This is a genomic window from Sulfurihydrogenibium sp. YO3AOP1 (genome assembly GCF_000020325.1).
In the GTDB taxonomy this organism is placed as follows: domain Bacteria; phylum Aquificota; class Aquificia; order Aquificales; family Hydrogenothermaceae; genus Sulfurihydrogenibium.
On sequence record NC_010730.1, the window covers coordinates 1,269,175 to 1,284,035 of the forward strand.

18 protein-coding genes are annotated in these 14,861 nt (G+C 29.5%); 13 read left to right on the forward strand and 5 right to left on the reverse strand.

Going from position 1 to position 14,861, the window contains the following annotated elements:
- Positions 1–16 precede the first annotated feature (16 nt).
- The gene (locus SYO3AOP1_RS06285; RefSeq protein ID WP_281340829.1) at positions 17–718 is read left to right on the forward strand and encodes a metallophosphoesterase; all 702 of its coding nucleotides are present in this window, start codon (positions 17–19) and stop codon (positions 716–718) included.
- 59 nt (positions 719–777) lie between these two features.
- On the opposite strand, the gene SYO3AOP1_RS06290 is transcribed toward SYO3AOP1_RS06285, so the two are convergent.
- Positions 778–1,878 (reverse strand): metallophosphoesterase, encoded by a 1,101-nt coding sequence (locus SYO3AOP1_RS06290; RefSeq protein WP_012459893.1) that lies wholly within the window; start codon positions 1,876–1,878, stop codon positions 778–780.
- Positions 1,879–2,043: 165 nt separating this feature from the next.
- On the opposite strand from SYO3AOP1_RS06290, the gene SYO3AOP1_RS06295 reads away from it, so the two are divergent.
- From SYO3AOP1_RS06295 to SYO3AOP1_RS06305, 4 genes are read left to right on the forward strand one after another with little or no spacing between them, the layout of a single operon-like run.
- On the forward strand, positions 2,044–2,271 hold the full coding sequence (locus SYO3AOP1_RS06295) for a hypothetical protein (RefSeq protein WP_012459894.1): 228 nt from the start codon (positions 2,044–2,046) through the stop codon (positions 2,269–2,271).
- Between the two features lies 1 nt (position 2,272).
- Positions 2,273–2,476 carry a hypothetical protein gene (locus tag SYO3AOP1_RS06300; RefSeq protein WP_012459895.1) on the forward strand — a complete coding sequence of 68 codons (204 nt, stop codon included), beginning with the start codon at positions 2,273–2,275 and terminating at the stop codon, positions 2,474–2,476.
- Positions 2,476–3,312 carry a PAS domain-containing protein gene (locus SYO3AOP1_RS09155; protein ID WP_012459896.1) on the forward strand — a complete coding sequence of 279 codons (837 nt, stop codon included), beginning with the start codon at positions 2,476–2,478 and terminating at the stop codon, positions 3,310–3,312. Before SYO3AOP1_RS06300 ends, SYO3AOP1_RS09155 begins: the two co-directional genes overlap by 1 nt.
- A gap of 35 nt (positions 3,313–3,347) precedes the next feature.
- Positions 3,348–4,436, forward strand: coding sequence for a bifunctional diguanylate cyclase/phosphodiesterase (locus SYO3AOP1_RS06305; RefSeq protein WP_281340830.1), 1,089 nt, complete (start codon positions 3,348–3,350; stop codon positions 4,434–4,436).
- On the opposite strand, the gene SYO3AOP1_RS06310 is transcribed toward SYO3AOP1_RS06305, so the two are convergent.
- On the reverse strand, positions 4,433–5,296 hold the full coding sequence (locus tag SYO3AOP1_RS06310; protein ID WP_012459898.1) for a complex I NDUFA9 subunit family protein: 864 nt from the start codon (positions 5,294–5,296) through the stop codon (positions 4,433–4,435). The genes SYO3AOP1_RS06305 and SYO3AOP1_RS06310 overlap by 4 nt on opposite strands.
- 426 nt (positions 5,297–5,722) lie before the next feature.
- Here SYO3AOP1_RS06310 and SYO3AOP1_RS06315 point away from each other — a divergent pair, with 426 nt between their 5' ends.
- A complete protein-coding gene (locus tag SYO3AOP1_RS06315) occupies positions 5,723–6,709 on the forward strand; it encodes an IS110 family transposase (RefSeq protein ID WP_012459880.1) in 987 nt (328 codons plus the stop codon).
- Between the two features lie 209 nt (positions 6,710–6,918).
- On the opposite strand, the gene SYO3AOP1_RS06320 is transcribed toward SYO3AOP1_RS06315, so the two are convergent.
- From SYO3AOP1_RS06320 to rpsU, 3 genes are read right to left on the reverse strand one after another with little or no spacing between them, the layout of a single operon-like run.
- A complete protein-coding gene (locus SYO3AOP1_RS06320; protein ID WP_012459899.1) occupies positions 6,919–7,368 on the reverse strand; it encodes a CvpA family protein in 450 nt (149 codons plus the stop codon).
- Between the two features lie 26 nt (positions 7,369–7,394).
- Positions 7,395–7,844: a GatB/YqeY domain-containing protein gene (locus SYO3AOP1_RS06325; RefSeq protein WP_012459900.1), complete on the reverse strand. Its 450-nt coding sequence runs from the start codon at positions 7,842–7,844 to the stop codon at positions 7,395–7,397.
- Position 7,845: 1 nt separating this feature from the next.
- A complete protein-coding gene (gene rpsU / locus SYO3AOP1_RS06330; protein ID WP_012459901.1) occupies positions 7,846–8,040 on the reverse strand; it encodes a 30S ribosomal protein S21 in 195 nt (64 codons plus the stop codon).
- 119 nt (positions 8,041–8,159) lie between these two features.
- On the opposite strand from rpsU, the gene SYO3AOP1_RS06335 reads away from it, so the two are divergent.
- The 7 genes from SYO3AOP1_RS06335 to SYO3AOP1_RS06365 all read left to right on the forward strand — a co-directional run bounded on the left by SYO3AOP1_RS06335 (position 8,160) and on the right by SYO3AOP1_RS06365 (position 14,736).
- Positions 8,160–9,068: a branched-chain amino acid transaminase gene (locus tag SYO3AOP1_RS06335; RefSeq protein ID WP_012459902.1), complete on the forward strand. Its 909-nt coding sequence runs from the start codon at positions 8,160–8,162 to the stop codon at positions 9,066–9,068.
- Positions 9,065–9,676 carry a hypothetical protein gene (locus tag SYO3AOP1_RS06340; RefSeq protein ID WP_012459903.1) on the forward strand — a complete coding sequence of 204 codons (612 nt, stop codon included), beginning with the start codon at positions 9,065–9,067 and terminating at the stop codon, positions 9,674–9,676. The genes SYO3AOP1_RS06335 and SYO3AOP1_RS06340 overlap by 4 nt, the downstream gene beginning before the upstream one ends.
- Entirely contained in the window at positions 9,673–10,530 is an 858-nt protein-coding gene (locus SYO3AOP1_RS06345; RefSeq protein WP_012459904.1) for a hypothetical protein, read from the forward strand. Before SYO3AOP1_RS06340 ends, SYO3AOP1_RS06345 begins: the two co-directional genes overlap by 4 nt.
- A 54-nt stretch (positions 10,531–10,584) precedes the next feature.
- Complete coding sequence (locus tag SYO3AOP1_RS06350) at positions 10,585–11,136, forward strand: YqhA family protein (RefSeq protein ID WP_012459905.1); 552 nt, start codon at positions 10,585–10,587, stop codon at positions 11,134–11,136.
- A 3-nt stretch (positions 11,137–11,139) separates the two neighbouring features.
- On the forward strand, positions 11,140–11,487 hold the full coding sequence (locus tag SYO3AOP1_RS06355; RefSeq protein WP_012459906.1) for a heavy metal-associated domain-containing protein: 348 nt from the start codon (positions 11,140–11,142) through the stop codon (positions 11,485–11,487).
- 68 nt (positions 11,488–11,555) lie between these two features.
- Entirely contained in the window at positions 11,556–13,424 is a 1,869-nt protein-coding gene (locus tag SYO3AOP1_RS06360) for a copper-translocating P-type ATPase (RefSeq protein ID WP_012459907.1), read from the forward strand.
- Positions 13,425–13,500: 76 nt separating this feature from the next.
- On the forward strand, positions 13,501–14,736 hold the full coding sequence (locus SYO3AOP1_RS06365; protein ID WP_012459908.1) for a peptidase U32 family protein: 1,236 nt from the start codon (positions 13,501–13,503) through the stop codon (positions 14,734–14,736).
- Positions 14,737–14,861 lie beyond the last annotated feature (125 nt).

Below are 14,861 nucleotides of genomic sequence, written 5' to 3' on the forward strand. Positions count from 1 at the left end.
ACTTAAAAAACCATATATAGTAGTCGGAGATATACATGGTTGTTATAACGAGTTTAAAAGATTAATAAGCGTGGCCAAAGAAAAGTACGGGAAAGACTTAATTATTATCTCTGTTGGAGATACAATAGATAGAGGAGATTACAATTTAAAAACGTTGCTTTACACAATAGACCTTTATTATCAAAAAGAATACTATGAAGTAAAAAGTAATCATCTTGATAAATTTGTTAGATGGCTAAAAGGAAACAATGTAAACATATCCTACGGAATGCAAAAAACAGTATCGGAATTTTTAGCCTTAAACAAAAACCTTCAAGAAGAGCTTAGAGAAAAAATAATTTCATATTACGAAGCATTACCACTTTACATAATCGTTAATAATAACGTAGTAGTTGCGCATGCAGGAATAAAAGATGAGTTTACAGGAAGGACTGACAAGCAAGTTAAAAGCTTTGTTTTATACGGAGAAACAACAGGAAAATACACAGAAAAAGGATTTCCAGAGAGAAAAGATTGGACAAAATACAGAAAGATTGAGGAAAACTCACCTAAAATTGTTTACGGTCATGTAGTTTTTGATGAACCTTATATAAATAATCTTTGTTATGGCATTGACACAGGTGCATGTCTTGGAAACAAACTAACTGCATACAACCCGGAAAAAGATGAGTTTATCTTTATTAAATCAGAAAAGGTTTACTTTACATTTGAAGACTGATTTATAATATTTAATACTTTTCTCATGATACTAACCTCCTCTCCTCCGGGTGGATAATTTCATCTGGAGGAGCTTTTAATGTAAAAAATAGCCATATCCGGAGGACATCCAATCCTAATTGGTGGTCCACCTGTTCCTATTCCTCTACTTACAAAGATATAACTATTATTAATCTTTAAAAATCCTGCATCTGTTATAAAAATCTTTCTCAAAATAAATTTTACAGGCCAAAGAACGCCTCCATGAGTATGACCCGCAAGCATCAGGTCAAATTTACCAATTAAATCATTGTCAAGCTTTGGTTGATGTTTTAAAAAGATAATAAATTTAGAATCATCAACGCTTTTAAATAACTCTTTTTCCGGTATTAATTTTCTTACTTTAAACCTTTCAGCCTCTTCGTCATCAACTCCAACAAAAGTTAAATCTTGAATAGAAAATATTTCATCTCTCAAAACCTTAAACCCGGCTTTTTTAGTAAATTCTATCGCTTGGTTTACATCATTATAATATTCATGATTCCCAAGAATAGCATACTTTCCAAGGGGTGGATTCATCTGATTTAACAGGTTTATATAGCTTTCTTTATTAAGAACATAACCATCTACCAAATCACCGGTTGAGATTACAATATCCGGCTTTTCTTTGTTATAAACATCAAAAACAAGATTTATTTTATTCTCTCTCATGACTTGATTTAGATGCAGGTCAGAAATATGAAGAATTTTAACATCTCTTTTAATCTTATCTGAATAAATCTCAAACTTGTAAACTTTTAAATTCAAAGTTTCATAATATCCATAAGCCATTGAAGATAATGTCAAAACAGTAATAAATATAAAACCCTTAAAACTGCTAATGTGGGACAGTGGATTATGTTTTAATATTCTTTCCGAAATTTTTAAAATAAAATGATAAATATCTATAAAAAGATAATACAAGAAAAAAAGCATAATAAAGCCCATCCAAAGTAGGATAAAAAGAGACATATAGTAATTATCATATCCAAGCTTATCGTAATACTTATAAAACGCAGGAGATAAGGTCATTATCAGAATTAAATATAAAAATTTAGACCTGATATTAAAAGCCGATTTTAACTTTTTAATAAAGTAAAGATGCATAAATCCGTATATACTGAAAAAGACTACTAAAAACATTCAAAACCTCCATATAAGACTGCTTGCAAAAATCAACATCGTCGTTCTGCAGTAGGCTGACACGGAAAGGTAAGCTTACGAAAATTTTGGAACACTCTTACCTCCATATTTTCAAATAGGTTAAAATATACTATAAAGAATAAAATTTCAAGATAGGAGATTTTTATGGTCGGAAAAATAATTTGGGAATCTTTATCTATAGCTCTTTTGCTCTATGGTTCTTATTTAGCATATGTTTTCATATGGTTTAGTTTGTTTAGAATCTTTGATATGGATATCACAACTGCAAAGCTTATTTCAGGTTCTATAACATTAACGATTATAGCTATATCATCAATAAGATGGTTTATTAAAAAACATAAAGAGCTAAAAGTAATGAAAAATGAGGGCTAAAATGTTTCAGGAAATTGACGATAATTATTATGTAATGATGGAAAATGTTTCTGCAGTAAAATTAATTTATGAAGATGGTAAATACATATGGCTATTTTATACAAACCATCCTATGCCTTTAAAATCTAAACCATTTGATACAGAAGAGGAAGCCAAAATTTGGTTTAGAAATCTAAAATATGATTATTATAGGAGAAAAGAGTAGTGTTTTTAAATGAAGAAGCAAATATAGATATTCTATGTGAAGTAATAGATAAATCTCCTGATATTATCTTTACAATAGATTTAGATGGCAATGTTTTATATGTAAATGATGCTTTTGTAAACTTGCTGGGGTATAATAGAGATGAAATAATTGGAAAAAGTATTAGAATAGTCTCTGTTGAAGATGAAATATATAACGCATGTATGGTTAGCGTTAAAGAAATGGGCAAATGTTTAGACCAAGAGACGGTTTTTAGAAAAAAGGATGGTAGTTTAATTCATGTAGTAAAAAACGTTAATGCCGTATATGATGAGAATGGAAATATAAGATATCTTATAATCAATGCAAGAGATTTAACACACATAGACCACCTTAATAAATCGTTAGAAAATCTAAGCAGATTATATGAAGAAAGGTATAATCTCATATATCAAGTTTTCTTAAATATTAAAGATGCTGTTGCTATCTTGGATCCAGAAGGACGTTATATAGAACAAAATAAATCACACCAAGAGCTAATAGGTTATTCAATTGAAGAGCTAAAAGGTAAAACTCCGGCTATTCATTTGTCAGAGGAAGAATTTAAAAAGATATTAAAAACAATGGAAGATAAAGGCTCATTCTTTGGAGAAGTTGAAAGTAAAACCATAGATGGAAAAGTAAAGGATATTGAATTATTTGCATTTCCAATAAAAGATGAAAATGGAAAAATTCTTTATTACGTTGGAATTAAGAGAGATATAACAAAAGAAAAAGAAATCCATTTAACAGATAAACTTACAGGTTTATATAACAGACTAAAACTTATTGAAGATTTAAAAGATAAAAAAATGTAAAGCTTATATTAATAAACATAGACTCATTTAAAGAGATTAACGATGTATATGGATATGAGGTTGGTGATAAGATACTTAAAACTTTGGCTGAAAGATTAAAGTCTTTTGTAAGTAATCATAACTTACAGGTATATAAACTTTCTGGTGATGAATTCGCAATCTTGGTGGACAGGTATTTTCCGCAAAACGCTTTTGAAATGTTTATTAATGGATTAATCTATTATATAGAATCAAATCCAATAGAGATTAATGGTTATTCAATAAAAATAGATATAACCTTAGGAATTGCTGATAGTACAGAAGGAAATTATAAAAATCTTCTTGAAAAAGCAGACATGGCTTTGAAATATGCAAAGCAACAAAAAAAGCCTTACATGTTTTATAGAGAAGATTTAAATATTCAAAAGAAATATCAGGAAAATAGATACTGGTTGAATGTACTAAAAGATGCTATAAATCAAGATAACTTAATAGTATATTATCAAGGAATATTTAATAACCAAACAAACAAAATCGAAAAATATGAAAGTTTAATCAGACTAAAATTAGAAGATAAAATCATTTCTCCTTTTTTCTTTTTGGAAGTTGCAAAAAAATCTAAACTTTATCCAGAAATAACTAAAAAAGTTTTTTCTGAAATTATTAAGTATGCAAAAGACCATGAAATTTCCATAAACATTTCGGTAATGGATATTTTAAATGAGGATATTGTTTCGCATATACTTAATACATTAAAAAATAATAATTTAAAAATAACTTTTGAAATTTTAGAATCTGAAGGAATAGAAAACTATGCAGAAGTTTCTCAATTTATAAAAAATGTTAAAGAGTATGGTTGCAAAATAGCAATAGATGACTTTGGTTCAGGATATTCTAATTTTGCACATATTTTAAACTTAGATGTTGACTATCTAAAAATTGACGCATCATTAATAAAAAATTTAGATACAGATAAAAACTCTCAAATAGTTGTTGAAACGATCGTTGGTTTTGCAAAAAAACTTGGTATTAAAACTATTGCTGAATTTGTTCATTCAAAAGAAGTTTTTGATAAAGTTGTAGAAATGGGAATAGATTATTCACAAGGATATTATATATCTGAACCAAAACCAAATATATCTTAAAAATCCTTTTTCCAATCTCTTATAAAACCCAATAGGTCTTTAACTCCTTTATATTTTCCACTGCAAACATTGTCCTTATCAAGCATATAATACTGATCTAAAGTCATGATAGGTTTAGGCATAAAAGAGAATATTGGTAAAAGTAGTTTAAATGTTTTCTTTGGCACAGGCATAACAACTCTTTTGACACCTATAAAATCTAAGGCAAATTTAAAAAGTTCAACATAATTTATAACTTCATTACCGCATAGCTCAAAAATCTCATTTTTTATATCAGAAATAACAGCCTTTTCAAAACAATCTGCAACATCTAAAACGCTTACAGGCTGCACTTTTGCGTCATAGGGGGCCATAAATATTGGAGTTATCTTGCTGTAGAATCTAAAATCTTCAAACAGTTTTTGCTCTCTCCCAATTATAATAGAAGGTCTAAAAATGACATAATTCAATCCAGATTTTATAATATACTCTTCAGCCATTGTCTTGGTTTTTAGATATCTGCTTTTAGAATTAATATCAGCACCAAGGGCAGACATCTGAATAAATTTCTTAACACCGACGGCTTTACTTGCATCTACTAAGCTCTTTGTTATTTCAAAATGAACCTTTTCAAATGTTTGATTGCTTGTTTCTGTGAGTATTCCGATTAGATTGATTACCATGTCCGGATTAAATTTATAAATAGGCTCTTGAATGTTATCCTCGTTTATTTGAACATAATTTATTAAAGATAAATCTTTAAATACTTCCTGAATTTTTTTTATATTTCTTGCAGGCAAAATAAGATTAACTTTATTGTACAGATTTCTAACTATATATCTACCAACAAAACCATAAGATCCATAAATTATTACATTCATAGCTATACTCCTTTTAGAAACTGCTTGCAAAATCAACATTATCATTCTGTAGCCGGCAAAGAATCTCTTTTTTACCTCCTCTTACTTTCAAATAACAATAAAAGAGGAGATCCTTCGGCCTTCGGCCTTCGGCCTCAGGATGACGAAAACATTAATGATGTCATCGTATATTAAATATACTAAAAATTTTTTAAACTATAAGAGAATAAGTTTTATAATAATTATAGACATGGGAGAAAAAAAGAAGGACAGATCAAGTTTCTGTCATTGGTCTTTTAAGACCGATCAGGATGTTTTAGACTGTCCTTCCTCTACTTCCTAAAACCTGAATCAGAACATTAGGCTTTTAAGCCTGTATTTAACTACGATGATAGGTTATCAGGAAGTTTCTTTCATGTCAAGTATTTTATGAAAGGAGGTACTATTATGAACAGCTACAAAATTGTTATAGGAGTTGATGTATCTAAAAACTCATTCACTGCTACAGTTTTGTATGATAACAAGAAAGAAACTTTTGAAGTTAAATCTGACCCAGTTGAGTTTGAAATGAAAGTAAAGCCTTACCTTAAGAAGTTTAAAAAGTCAGATATGCTTATCATAATGGAGCATACGGGAGTTTACCATTTAAAGCTTGCTAATTATCTGTATGAAAATGACTATAAAGTAGCAGTAGTAAATCCATTTTCAATAAAGAAATTTATGGAAGCTAAAATGACAAGAGTTAAAACAGATAAAGCTGATTCATTCTTTATAGCAGAGTATGGAAGAACGTTTTTCGATGGAGAGCTTTATAAACCAAAATCAGATGTAGAAAAAGAAATAGAAGTAAAACTAAAGATATTGGAAGACTTACAACAGCAGCTTACAATGCTAAGAAACAAAAGAGAATCATTAAGTCATGTACCAATGAAAAAATTGAAAGAGAATTTAGAATATTACGATGAGCTAATTAGAAAAATAGAAAAAAACATAAAAGAACTTGAGAAAGAGATAAAAGAATTGTCTAAGAAGAATTATCAAGAGGAATACAAACTTTTAAAAAGCATACCTGGTATAAGTGATAGGACTATAGGAATGATAATATCAGTATATGGAAATTTTGAAAGATTTAAGAGTGTAAAAGATATATCGAGTTTTATAGGAATTAATCCAAGCCCATATGAAAGTGCAGCATGTGTAAAGAAAAGTGGCTGGATAAAAAAGATGGGAAATCCATATGCAAGGAAAATATTATACATGGCAGCATTATCAGCAATAAGGTTTAACAAATACTGCAGAGAATTATACGAAAGATTAGTAAGTAAAGGTAAGGCTAAAAAGTTAGCATTAGTAGCTGTAGCACATAAGTTATTAAGGCAGGCATATGGTGTATTAAAGAATAAAAGACCATTTGATGAAAATTTTTGTACTTGACATTTAACATAGAACATCCTGAGCGTCAGCGAAGAATCTCATTTTTTAAATCAAAAAATCAAAAGAGGAGATCCTTTGGACTTATGTCCTTAGGATAACGAACAAAAGTAAGCTCATTTTACGCATACATTATACAACTTGCAAGAATTTTAGAACATCCCTACTCCTTAAAGACTTTAAAATAAATCTAAGTCAATAAGAAGATAGAATCAATTAGAATTTGACTGTTTGAACCTTTCAATTGTAGAGACAAGTTTTGAATTTGAAAGGAGAGTGTTTAAGATTTTATTTTTGTTTTTCACTTCTGAGATTATAAATAAAGAAAAACTAAAGATACCAATAGCAAGTAATCCGCCAAGTATTCTGTCTGTAAGTTTTACATATTTGATAGTATAAAGTCTTTTTTTTAGTAAACTATCAACAATGATGCTCAGTCCTAATGTAAGTAATACTATGAAAGAAAAAGCCATGAAATCTATAATCAAAATATTTCCTGAGAAAACTTTACTAAAGAAGATACTAAGCGGTTTATAGAACAAATATCCTAAAAAAACTCCTAAACCAAATCCAAGAATTTTCAAGAAAATATTAAAAAATCCTCTGTAAAGACCATTAAATGTCAAATAAATAAAAGTTAGCAATAAAATTAAATCAACCATAATGAATATTTCGTCAAAAGAAGTTTTTAACTTAACTTTTCTTTAACTATCTTACTGATTAAAGACCCTTCTGCTCTTCCCTTTACTTTATCCATAACCGCTTTAACCACTTTCCCCATATCTTTTATAGAAGAAGCGCCAACTTCCTGAATTGTCTCTTCAACTATTTTTATTAGCTCTTCTTCTGATAATGGCGGTGGTAAAAATTGCTGAACTATCTCTATTTCTTTTAACTCTTTTTCTGCTAAATCTTTTCTGCCGGCTTGTTCATACTGTGCATATGCTTCTTTTCTTTGCTTTATGTATTTTTGCAGTATAGAAATTATCTCTTCGTCAGAAAGCTCTTTTTTTGAATCGATTTGAACTTTTTTGATTTCAGAGATTAGCATTCTGATTGTTGATAGCTTATCTTTATCGCCGCTTTTCATCGCGGCTTTCATCTCTTCTTGGAGCTTATTAAAAAGCTCTGCAGCCATATTATAATAATCCTTTTTTCTTTAATGCTTTAATTAATCTTTTTCTTGCAGCTCTTTCTTTTCTTTTTCTTTTTACAGATGGTTTTTCATAAAATTCTCTTCTTTTATATTCTGTGAGAATACCTTCTTTCTCGATTATTTTTTTGAATTTTTTTAATGCTTTCTCAAAATCACCTTCTACTATTACCGTTGCCATTAACCTTTTCTCCTCCTAAAATAAAAATTAATTTTAATATTCTATCATTTTTTTTATTTAAATTGCAAGCTTGTGTATAAAGTGATAAAATTTTTTAAATAAAAAATTGGAGGAAATGTATGGCAATAGTATATTTTGAAAACAAATTTGTCCCGGAAGAAGAAGCAAAAATCAGCATAAAAACCAACTCTTTCCACTATGGAACAGCAGTATTTGAAGGAATCAGGGCTTATTACAACAAAGAAAATGATAAAATGTACGGCTTATTTTTTAAAGAACATTATGAAAGACTATTTAAAAATATGAAAATATTAAACATGAGTATTGAAGAAACGATAGACCAGCTTGTAGACATAACAGCACAGTTGGTTAAAGTTAACAATCATAAAGAAGATGTTTATATAAGACCGATTGTGTATTTCTCTGATTTAGCAATTGGACCAAAATTAATCGGATACACTGCGAAAATTGCAATTTATACATTACCTCTTGGAGATTACATAGACACTGATAAAGGAATTAAAGCTAAGGTTTCTTCTTGGACAAGATTAAATGATAACATGATTCCACCAAGATTAAAGGTTACAGGTGCTTATGTAAACTCAGCAATGGCAAAAACAGAAGCATTATTAGCCGGAGCAGAAGAAGCAATCGTATTAAACAAAAACGGTTATGTCTCTGAAGGTAGTGCAGAAAATATTTTCATCGTTAGAAACGGAAAGCTTATAACCCCGCCGGTAAGCGATGATATTTTAGAGGGAATAACAAGATATGCGGTTATGGAAATAGCAAGAGATTTAAATATACCTGTTGTAGAAAGAAGCATTTCAAGAACAGAGCTTTACGTGGCTGATGAAGTATTCTTCTGTGGAACAGGAGCGCAAATTTCTCCGGTAATTGAGATAGATGGTAAGCCGATAGCAGATGGTAAAGTTGGGAAAATAACAAAGATGATTAAAGATATATACTTTGATGCAGTAAGAGGTAAAAACGACAAATATAAACACTGGGTTATTGAGATAGGTTGAAAAAGATAGAAAAGATTATTCAAAAAGATTTAAAGAAGCATCCTGATTTAAAATTAAATGTTGTAGGTGAAAAAGATAACAGCTGCATCTTTTTTGATATAGGCTACGGTGATAAGTTTTTTATATATTATTTAAGCATCAAAGATTTAGAAAAACTTTCAGATTTTTCAACATATATCGTCTTTAAAGAAATTTTAGATAGATATATGAAAGTCGGCTACCCAAAAGGATTTCGTACCAGATTTTTTATAAATTTTAATAATGATTTTCAATGCTTGAGAAAAAATTTAAAAGAACTAAAAAAAGATGATATTTTACTGCTTTTTTTGTTAAACAATGCTGGCGTAGGGAATGAAAAATTGGCAGTTAATAATATAAATAAAAATTTAATTAAAAGATTGGAGAAATTGATAGAAAATAATGGATTGGATACATCGTTAATCTTAGATAAAGATTTTAATTTTGAATTTGAAGGTATTAACACATTATGGTTAAAACCCTATCCAAATGAATTTTATAAAATTTTGGACAAAAAATTTTTTTCTGAAGATTTTAAAAATAAAATAGTTTTTACAATAAATTTGATTTCAAAGAAGATTTTTGAATGAATAATAATGCCGCGTTTCTTCAAATTTTAATAAGATTTATCTTAGCTTTATCAATAATAATTTACGTTCAACTTTATAATTATGACTTTAAAACACCTTTAACTTTGCTGTCCATTGCTTATTTTGTTGGAACGTTAGTTCTTTATCCTTTACATAATCATAAATTTTTAAAACATCTTTTATTTTTATTTGATGTTTTGCTTATTAATTATTTCATGTATACAACCGGAAATATTTATTTTTCTCTATTTTTCATAACTTTTATTTTCTTTGTTGAAAATTTAATAGACCTTGTATTTATGAGCATTTATACAATATCTATTTTTGGAGTAGCTCTATATCTATCTGGATTTTTTGATTTTACTTATATATTTATAATTTTAGGATTTTGGTTGGTACTTTTAAAATACTTTTCAGATAAGAGCCTACTTGAAAAACAAAAGGAAGAGATTAATAGTCTTGCAAAAAATCTGTATATAGAAAATCTTAAATGTAATGATAAATCTGAATTTTATAGGAAATTTTATGACTTAAGCACAGCAGTAAAAATGTTCAAATCCGGTAAATTAGACCAAGAGATCTTTATTAAAGAATTGTATGAAAATTTAAACTGTAATGGTTTAGTCCTGTTTAACATAAACACAAAAGAGAAGTTAAAAAAAGGATTGTTAAATTTTAATGAAGAAATATTGGATGATTATAATTTAATTCCAAAAACTTATGTAAACGACGATTTGAATTTAAAAACTGGTTGTGAATTTATAATTGTTAGACAGATTAATGATTATCTCATCTTAATCTTCTATAAATCTGCAATTTTAGATGATTCTGAAATCTTAGATATAATTAAGTGAAGTTTATTATTATGATAAAATAAAATCAAAAAACTCTACAAAAAGAGGAATAATGTGGATAAGTTTTTTGGTTTGATTGAACAGATATTTGAAAGGATGCTATGGGAATCACGATTGATGGTAATTCTTGCAGTAGTTGCATCAGTCCTTGCTGCTTTAACTTTAACCATAATAGGATCATATGATATTTATCTTGTTTTTAGTGAAATGTTTCATGCTTTTTCAGACCCTCAAGCCTATGAAAACTTTCATAAAGATGCTATTACCCATATAATAAGTGCAATTGATGCTTATTTGATATCAACAGTGCTTTTAATATTTGGTATTGGACTTTATGAATTGTTTATAAGTAAAATAGACTATGCGGAAAAAGAAACAAAATCTTCTAAAATCCTTGTTGTTCACTCTCTTGACCAATTAAAAGATAAGCTTGCTAAAGTTATAGTTATGGTCTTAATTGTTACATTTTTTAAACACGCTGTTAGTTTTAAGTATGAAGAAGTTTTAAACTTGCTTTATCTTTCAATAGGAATACTTTTAATAGCATTGGCTATTTACTTTTTAGCAAAATCTCATCACGAAGAAGCACATAGCTCGGAGGAGTGAGAAATGAAAGATTTTACGATGCTTAGTATATCATTAGCTTTAATTGGTGGTATTAGTTGGTTCTTTTTTGGAAAGAAGTCTAATCAAGAAAAAAATGAAAGTTTATCCGATGAGTTAGAAACTATACAACTTAATATCTCAGGAATGCATTGTGCAGGCTGTGCAGCTGGAATAGAAGCAACGTTAAAAATGATTGATGGAGTTAAAGAAGCTTCTGTAAACTTTGCTACTTCAAAAGGTGTTTTCACATTTGACCCAACTAAAATAACCAAACAGCAAATAGTGGATAAAATAAAAGAACTTGGATACGATGCTTCCTTTGATTTAGAAAATTTTGAAAAAAAAAGTTAGAAGAGTTAAATAATCTAAGACATAGGCTAATAGTTTCTCTTTCCCTCTTTTCTCTTCTTGTTTTATCAATGTTTATAAAATTTTCCTACAATGAATACTTTCAGTTTATCATTGCATCAATAATTCAGTTTTATGGTGGTTATGAATTTTATAAATCTTCATTTATGTCTTTAAAAAATAGACTTGCAGACATGAATCTGCTTGTTTCTCTTGGAACTTTTTCAGCTTATTTTTATTCTATATTAGTCTTACTTTTTCCTTCTTTTTTTCCAGAAAATATGAGACATGTATATTTTGAAGGGTCATCTGCTATCATTACATTTGTTTTACTTGGTAGATACTTAGAGCAAAAGTCAAAATTAAAAGCAACAGACTTTATGAAAAATCTACTATCTTTAAAGCCAACTTATGCAACCATCATAGTTGATGGGAAAGAATATCATGTAAAGGCGGAAAATATAGTTAAAGGCGATATTGTAATTGTTAGACCTGGTGACAAAATACCTGTTGATGGAATTATCATAGAAGGTCAGACAGAGGTTGAACAGTCGTTTTTAACAGGGGAGTCTAACCTTGTATATAAAAAGGAAGGTGATGAAGTTTTAGGGGGAAGTATAAATAAAGTTGGTGTAATCAAGATAAAAGCGACAAAAAACGCAAAAGATAGTGTTTTAAATCAGATTATAAACCTACTTCTTGATGCACAATCAAAAAAGCCGAAAATTGGTCAGTTGGCAGATAGAATATCTCAGGTTTTTGTGCCATCTGTTTTAATCTTTGCTATTATAGTGTTTAACATTTGGTACTATCTTGGATATCCACTAAATTTTGCATTTACAACAGCTTTAGCTGTTCTTGTTATAGCTTGTCCTTGTGCTTTGGGACTTGCTACTCCAATTGCAATAGTTAATATCGTTGGTAGGGCTGCAAAAGAAGAAATTTTAATCAAAAATCCTGAAGTAATTGAAAATCTAAAAGATATAGGTATTGTAATTTTTGACAAAACAGGGACATTAACAGAAGGTAAATTTCAAGTTGTAGATACATTGTACAAAGGAAGTAAAGAAGAGTTAGAAATGATTTTATCTTTGGAGAAAGATATTAACCATCCTATTTCTCAATCAATCGTAAATTTTATGAAAGAAAACGGCTTTAATTTTGTTAATATCTCTCAAAAGCAGATTTTAGCAGGAAGAGGAATAACTGGCATTTTTGATAACAAAAATTTGTACATTGGAAATAAAAAGCTTTTTGAAGAGATTGGTATAAACATATCAGATGAATTTTTAGAATTTTTAAAGAAAAATGAAGAAAACGGCTACACTGTAATCTTTGGTGCTGTTGATGATAGGATTGTGCTAGCTTTGGCTGTTTCAGATAGTATAAAAAAAGAAGCTTTTGAAGTTGTAAAGTGGTTTAAAAATAAAGGTGTAAAAACTGTTCTGCTAACAGGGGATAACGAGAAGGTAGCAAAAAATGTAGCTAAAACTCTTGGCATAGATGAGGTTTATTGGCAGTTGACGCCAATAGATAAATATAAATTTATCAAAAACTTAAAATCAGATTATGAAAAAAGTATAGTTTTTGTAGGAGATGGAATAAATGATGCTCCCGCAATGGCTGAATGTGATGTTGGCCTAGCAGTAGAATCAGCTTCTGATATTACAAAAGATGCAGGAGATATAATACTGCTAAATTCTAATCTTAAAGGTGTAATAAAAGCTGTGGTATTAGCAGAGAAAGGACTAAAAATAATAAAGCAGAATCTATTTTGGGCTTATGTATATAATTTGATTGGAATTCCTGTTGCTGCCGGCTTTCTATATCCAATCTTTGGAATTTTATTGAATCCAATGTATGCAGGTATGGCTATGGCGTTTAGCTCAATTACAGTAGTTTTAAACGCATTGAGACTTAGAAGGATTTCTTTAGAATGAGAATTATCATATAAGGGTTGATTTGCATATATTATTATAAAAAACAAAATATTGATTAAGTAAGAGGTGAAATTTTATGAATAAACCAGAAATTTTAGCTCCGGTAGGGCATTATGAAGGACTTGCAGCTGTTATTAAAGCTGGCGCAGACGCAATTTATATGGGTGTTGGAAAATTAAATCAAAGGGCTTTAAAGTCTGAATTTGACATAAACGATGTAAAAGAAATTAGAAAGATTACTCAGGACAAAAGTATAAAGCAGTATATAGTCTTAAACTCCATAGTGTTTGAAGATGACTTGCCTTGGGTAAATGAGACATTAGACCAGTTGAAAGAGATAGGTGTTGATGCAGTTATAGGTTGGGATATGGCAGTATTATCCGGTGCCATAAAGAGAGGCATCACTACACATTTATCAACAATGGCTTCTGTTTCTAACTCACAAGCTGCAAAGTTTTATGAAGAACTTGGTGTAAAAAGAATAGTTCCTGCAAGGGAAGTAAAGCTTGATGGGCTAATCCAGCTCAAAGAAAAAACAAATCTTGAGATTGAAATATTTATCCACGGTGCAATGTGTATGGCTATTTCTGGAAGATGCTTTTTAAGCCATGATGTATTTGAAACATCCGGCAACAGAGGAGAATGTTATCAAGTTTGCAGACATGAATTTGAAGTAAAAATAACTTCAAAAAACACCGGAACAGATTTTATTCTTGGTTCAGATTATGTTTTATCTGCAAGAGATTTGGTTACCATTAATTTTGTTGATAGGTTGATGTGGGCTGATAGTTGGAAGATTGAAGGAAGGAATAAAAATCCTGATTATGCATACCTTGTAACCTATGCTTATAGAGAGGCAAGGGATAGAATAATAAACGGAGAGTGGCAGACAAAAGGCTACCAAGACCTTTGGGACCTATTAGAAAGGGCATACCATAGAGAATGGGACAGTGGTTTTTACTTTGGTCAAGGATTGTTTGGTTTAAATCAAAGTATAGCAAAAGAGAAGAAAGTATACGTTGGTGAAGTAATCAAGTACTATCCAAAAATAAGTGTTGCTGAAGTAAGAATTATAAACAATCCTATGAAAATAGGAGATACTATCCATATAATCGGAAAAACTACCGGCGTTGTAAGACAAAAAGTTGAGTCTATGCAGGTTGATAGAAAAAATATTGAAGTTGCAGAAAGAGGAATGGTTGTAGGTTTAAAGACAGTTGAAAGAGTTAGAGAGGGCGATAAAGTTTATGTAATGCAAGAGGTAGACGTAGAAGAATTGCTTAAGAAAGGCGATGGTGCAAAAGTTGGTTGATTTAAAAAAATGAGTTTACCTTTTCTCTCATCCTGAGGACATAAGTCCGAAGGATCTCCTCTTTTAGATAAGGTGAGAAAATGAGAGGTAAAAGGTGGAGATTCTTAGCCGGCAGCAAAATGACA

Bases quoted from the DNA above. Each gene is read 5' to 3' on its own strand.
- SYO3AOP1_RS06360 (WP_012459907.1), top strand. From the start codon at position 11,556: ATGTTTATAAAATTTTCCTACAATGAATACTTTCAGTTTATCATTGCA.
- SYO3AOP1_RS06320 (WP_012459899.1), bottom strand. From the start codon at position 7,368: ATGGTTGATTTAATTTTATTGCTAACTTTTATTTATTTGACATTTAAT.
- SYO3AOP1_RS06315 (WP_012459880.1), top strand. From the start codon at position 5,723: ATGAACAGCTACAAAATTGTTATAGGAGTTGATGTATCTAAAAACTCA.
- SYO3AOP1_RS06310 (WP_012459898.1), bottom strand. From the start codon at position 5,296: ATGAATGTAATAATTTATGGATCTTATGGTTTTGTTGGTAGATATATA.
- SYO3AOP1_RS06345 (WP_012459904.1), top strand. From the start codon at position 9,673: ATGAATAATAATGCCGCGTTTCTTCAAATTTTAATAAGATTTATCTTA.
- SYO3AOP1_RS06355 (WP_012459906.1), top strand. From the start codon at position 11,140: ATGAAAGATTTTACGATGCTTAGTATATCATTAGCTTTAATTGGTGGT.
- rpsU (WP_012459901.1), bottom strand. From the start codon at position 8,040: ATGGCAACGGTAATAGTAGAAGGTGATTTTGAGAAAGCATTAAAAAAA.
- SYO3AOP1_RS06365 (WP_012459908.1), top strand. From the start codon at position 13,501: ATGAATAAACCAGAAATTTTAGCTCCGGTAGGGCATTATGAAGGACTT.
- SYO3AOP1_RS06295 (WP_012459894.1), top strand. From the start codon at position 2,044: ATGGTCGGAAAAATAATTTGGGAATCTTTATCTATAGCTCTTTTGCTC.
- SYO3AOP1_RS06325 (WP_012459900.1), bottom strand. From the start codon at position 7,844: ATGGCTGCAGAGCTTTTTAATAAGCTCCAAGAAGAGATGAAAGCCGCG.
- SYO3AOP1_RS06300 (WP_012459895.1), top strand. From the start codon at position 2,273: ATGTTTCAGGAAATTGACGATAATTATTATGTAATGATGGAAAATGTT.
- SYO3AOP1_RS06290 (WP_012459893.1), bottom strand. From the start codon at position 1,878: ATGTTTTTAGTAGTCTTTTTCAGTATATACGGATTTATGCATCTTTAC.
- SYO3AOP1_RS06335 (WP_012459902.1), top strand. From the start codon at position 8,160: ATGGCAATAGTATATTTTGAAAACAAATTTGTCCCGGAAGAAGAAGCA.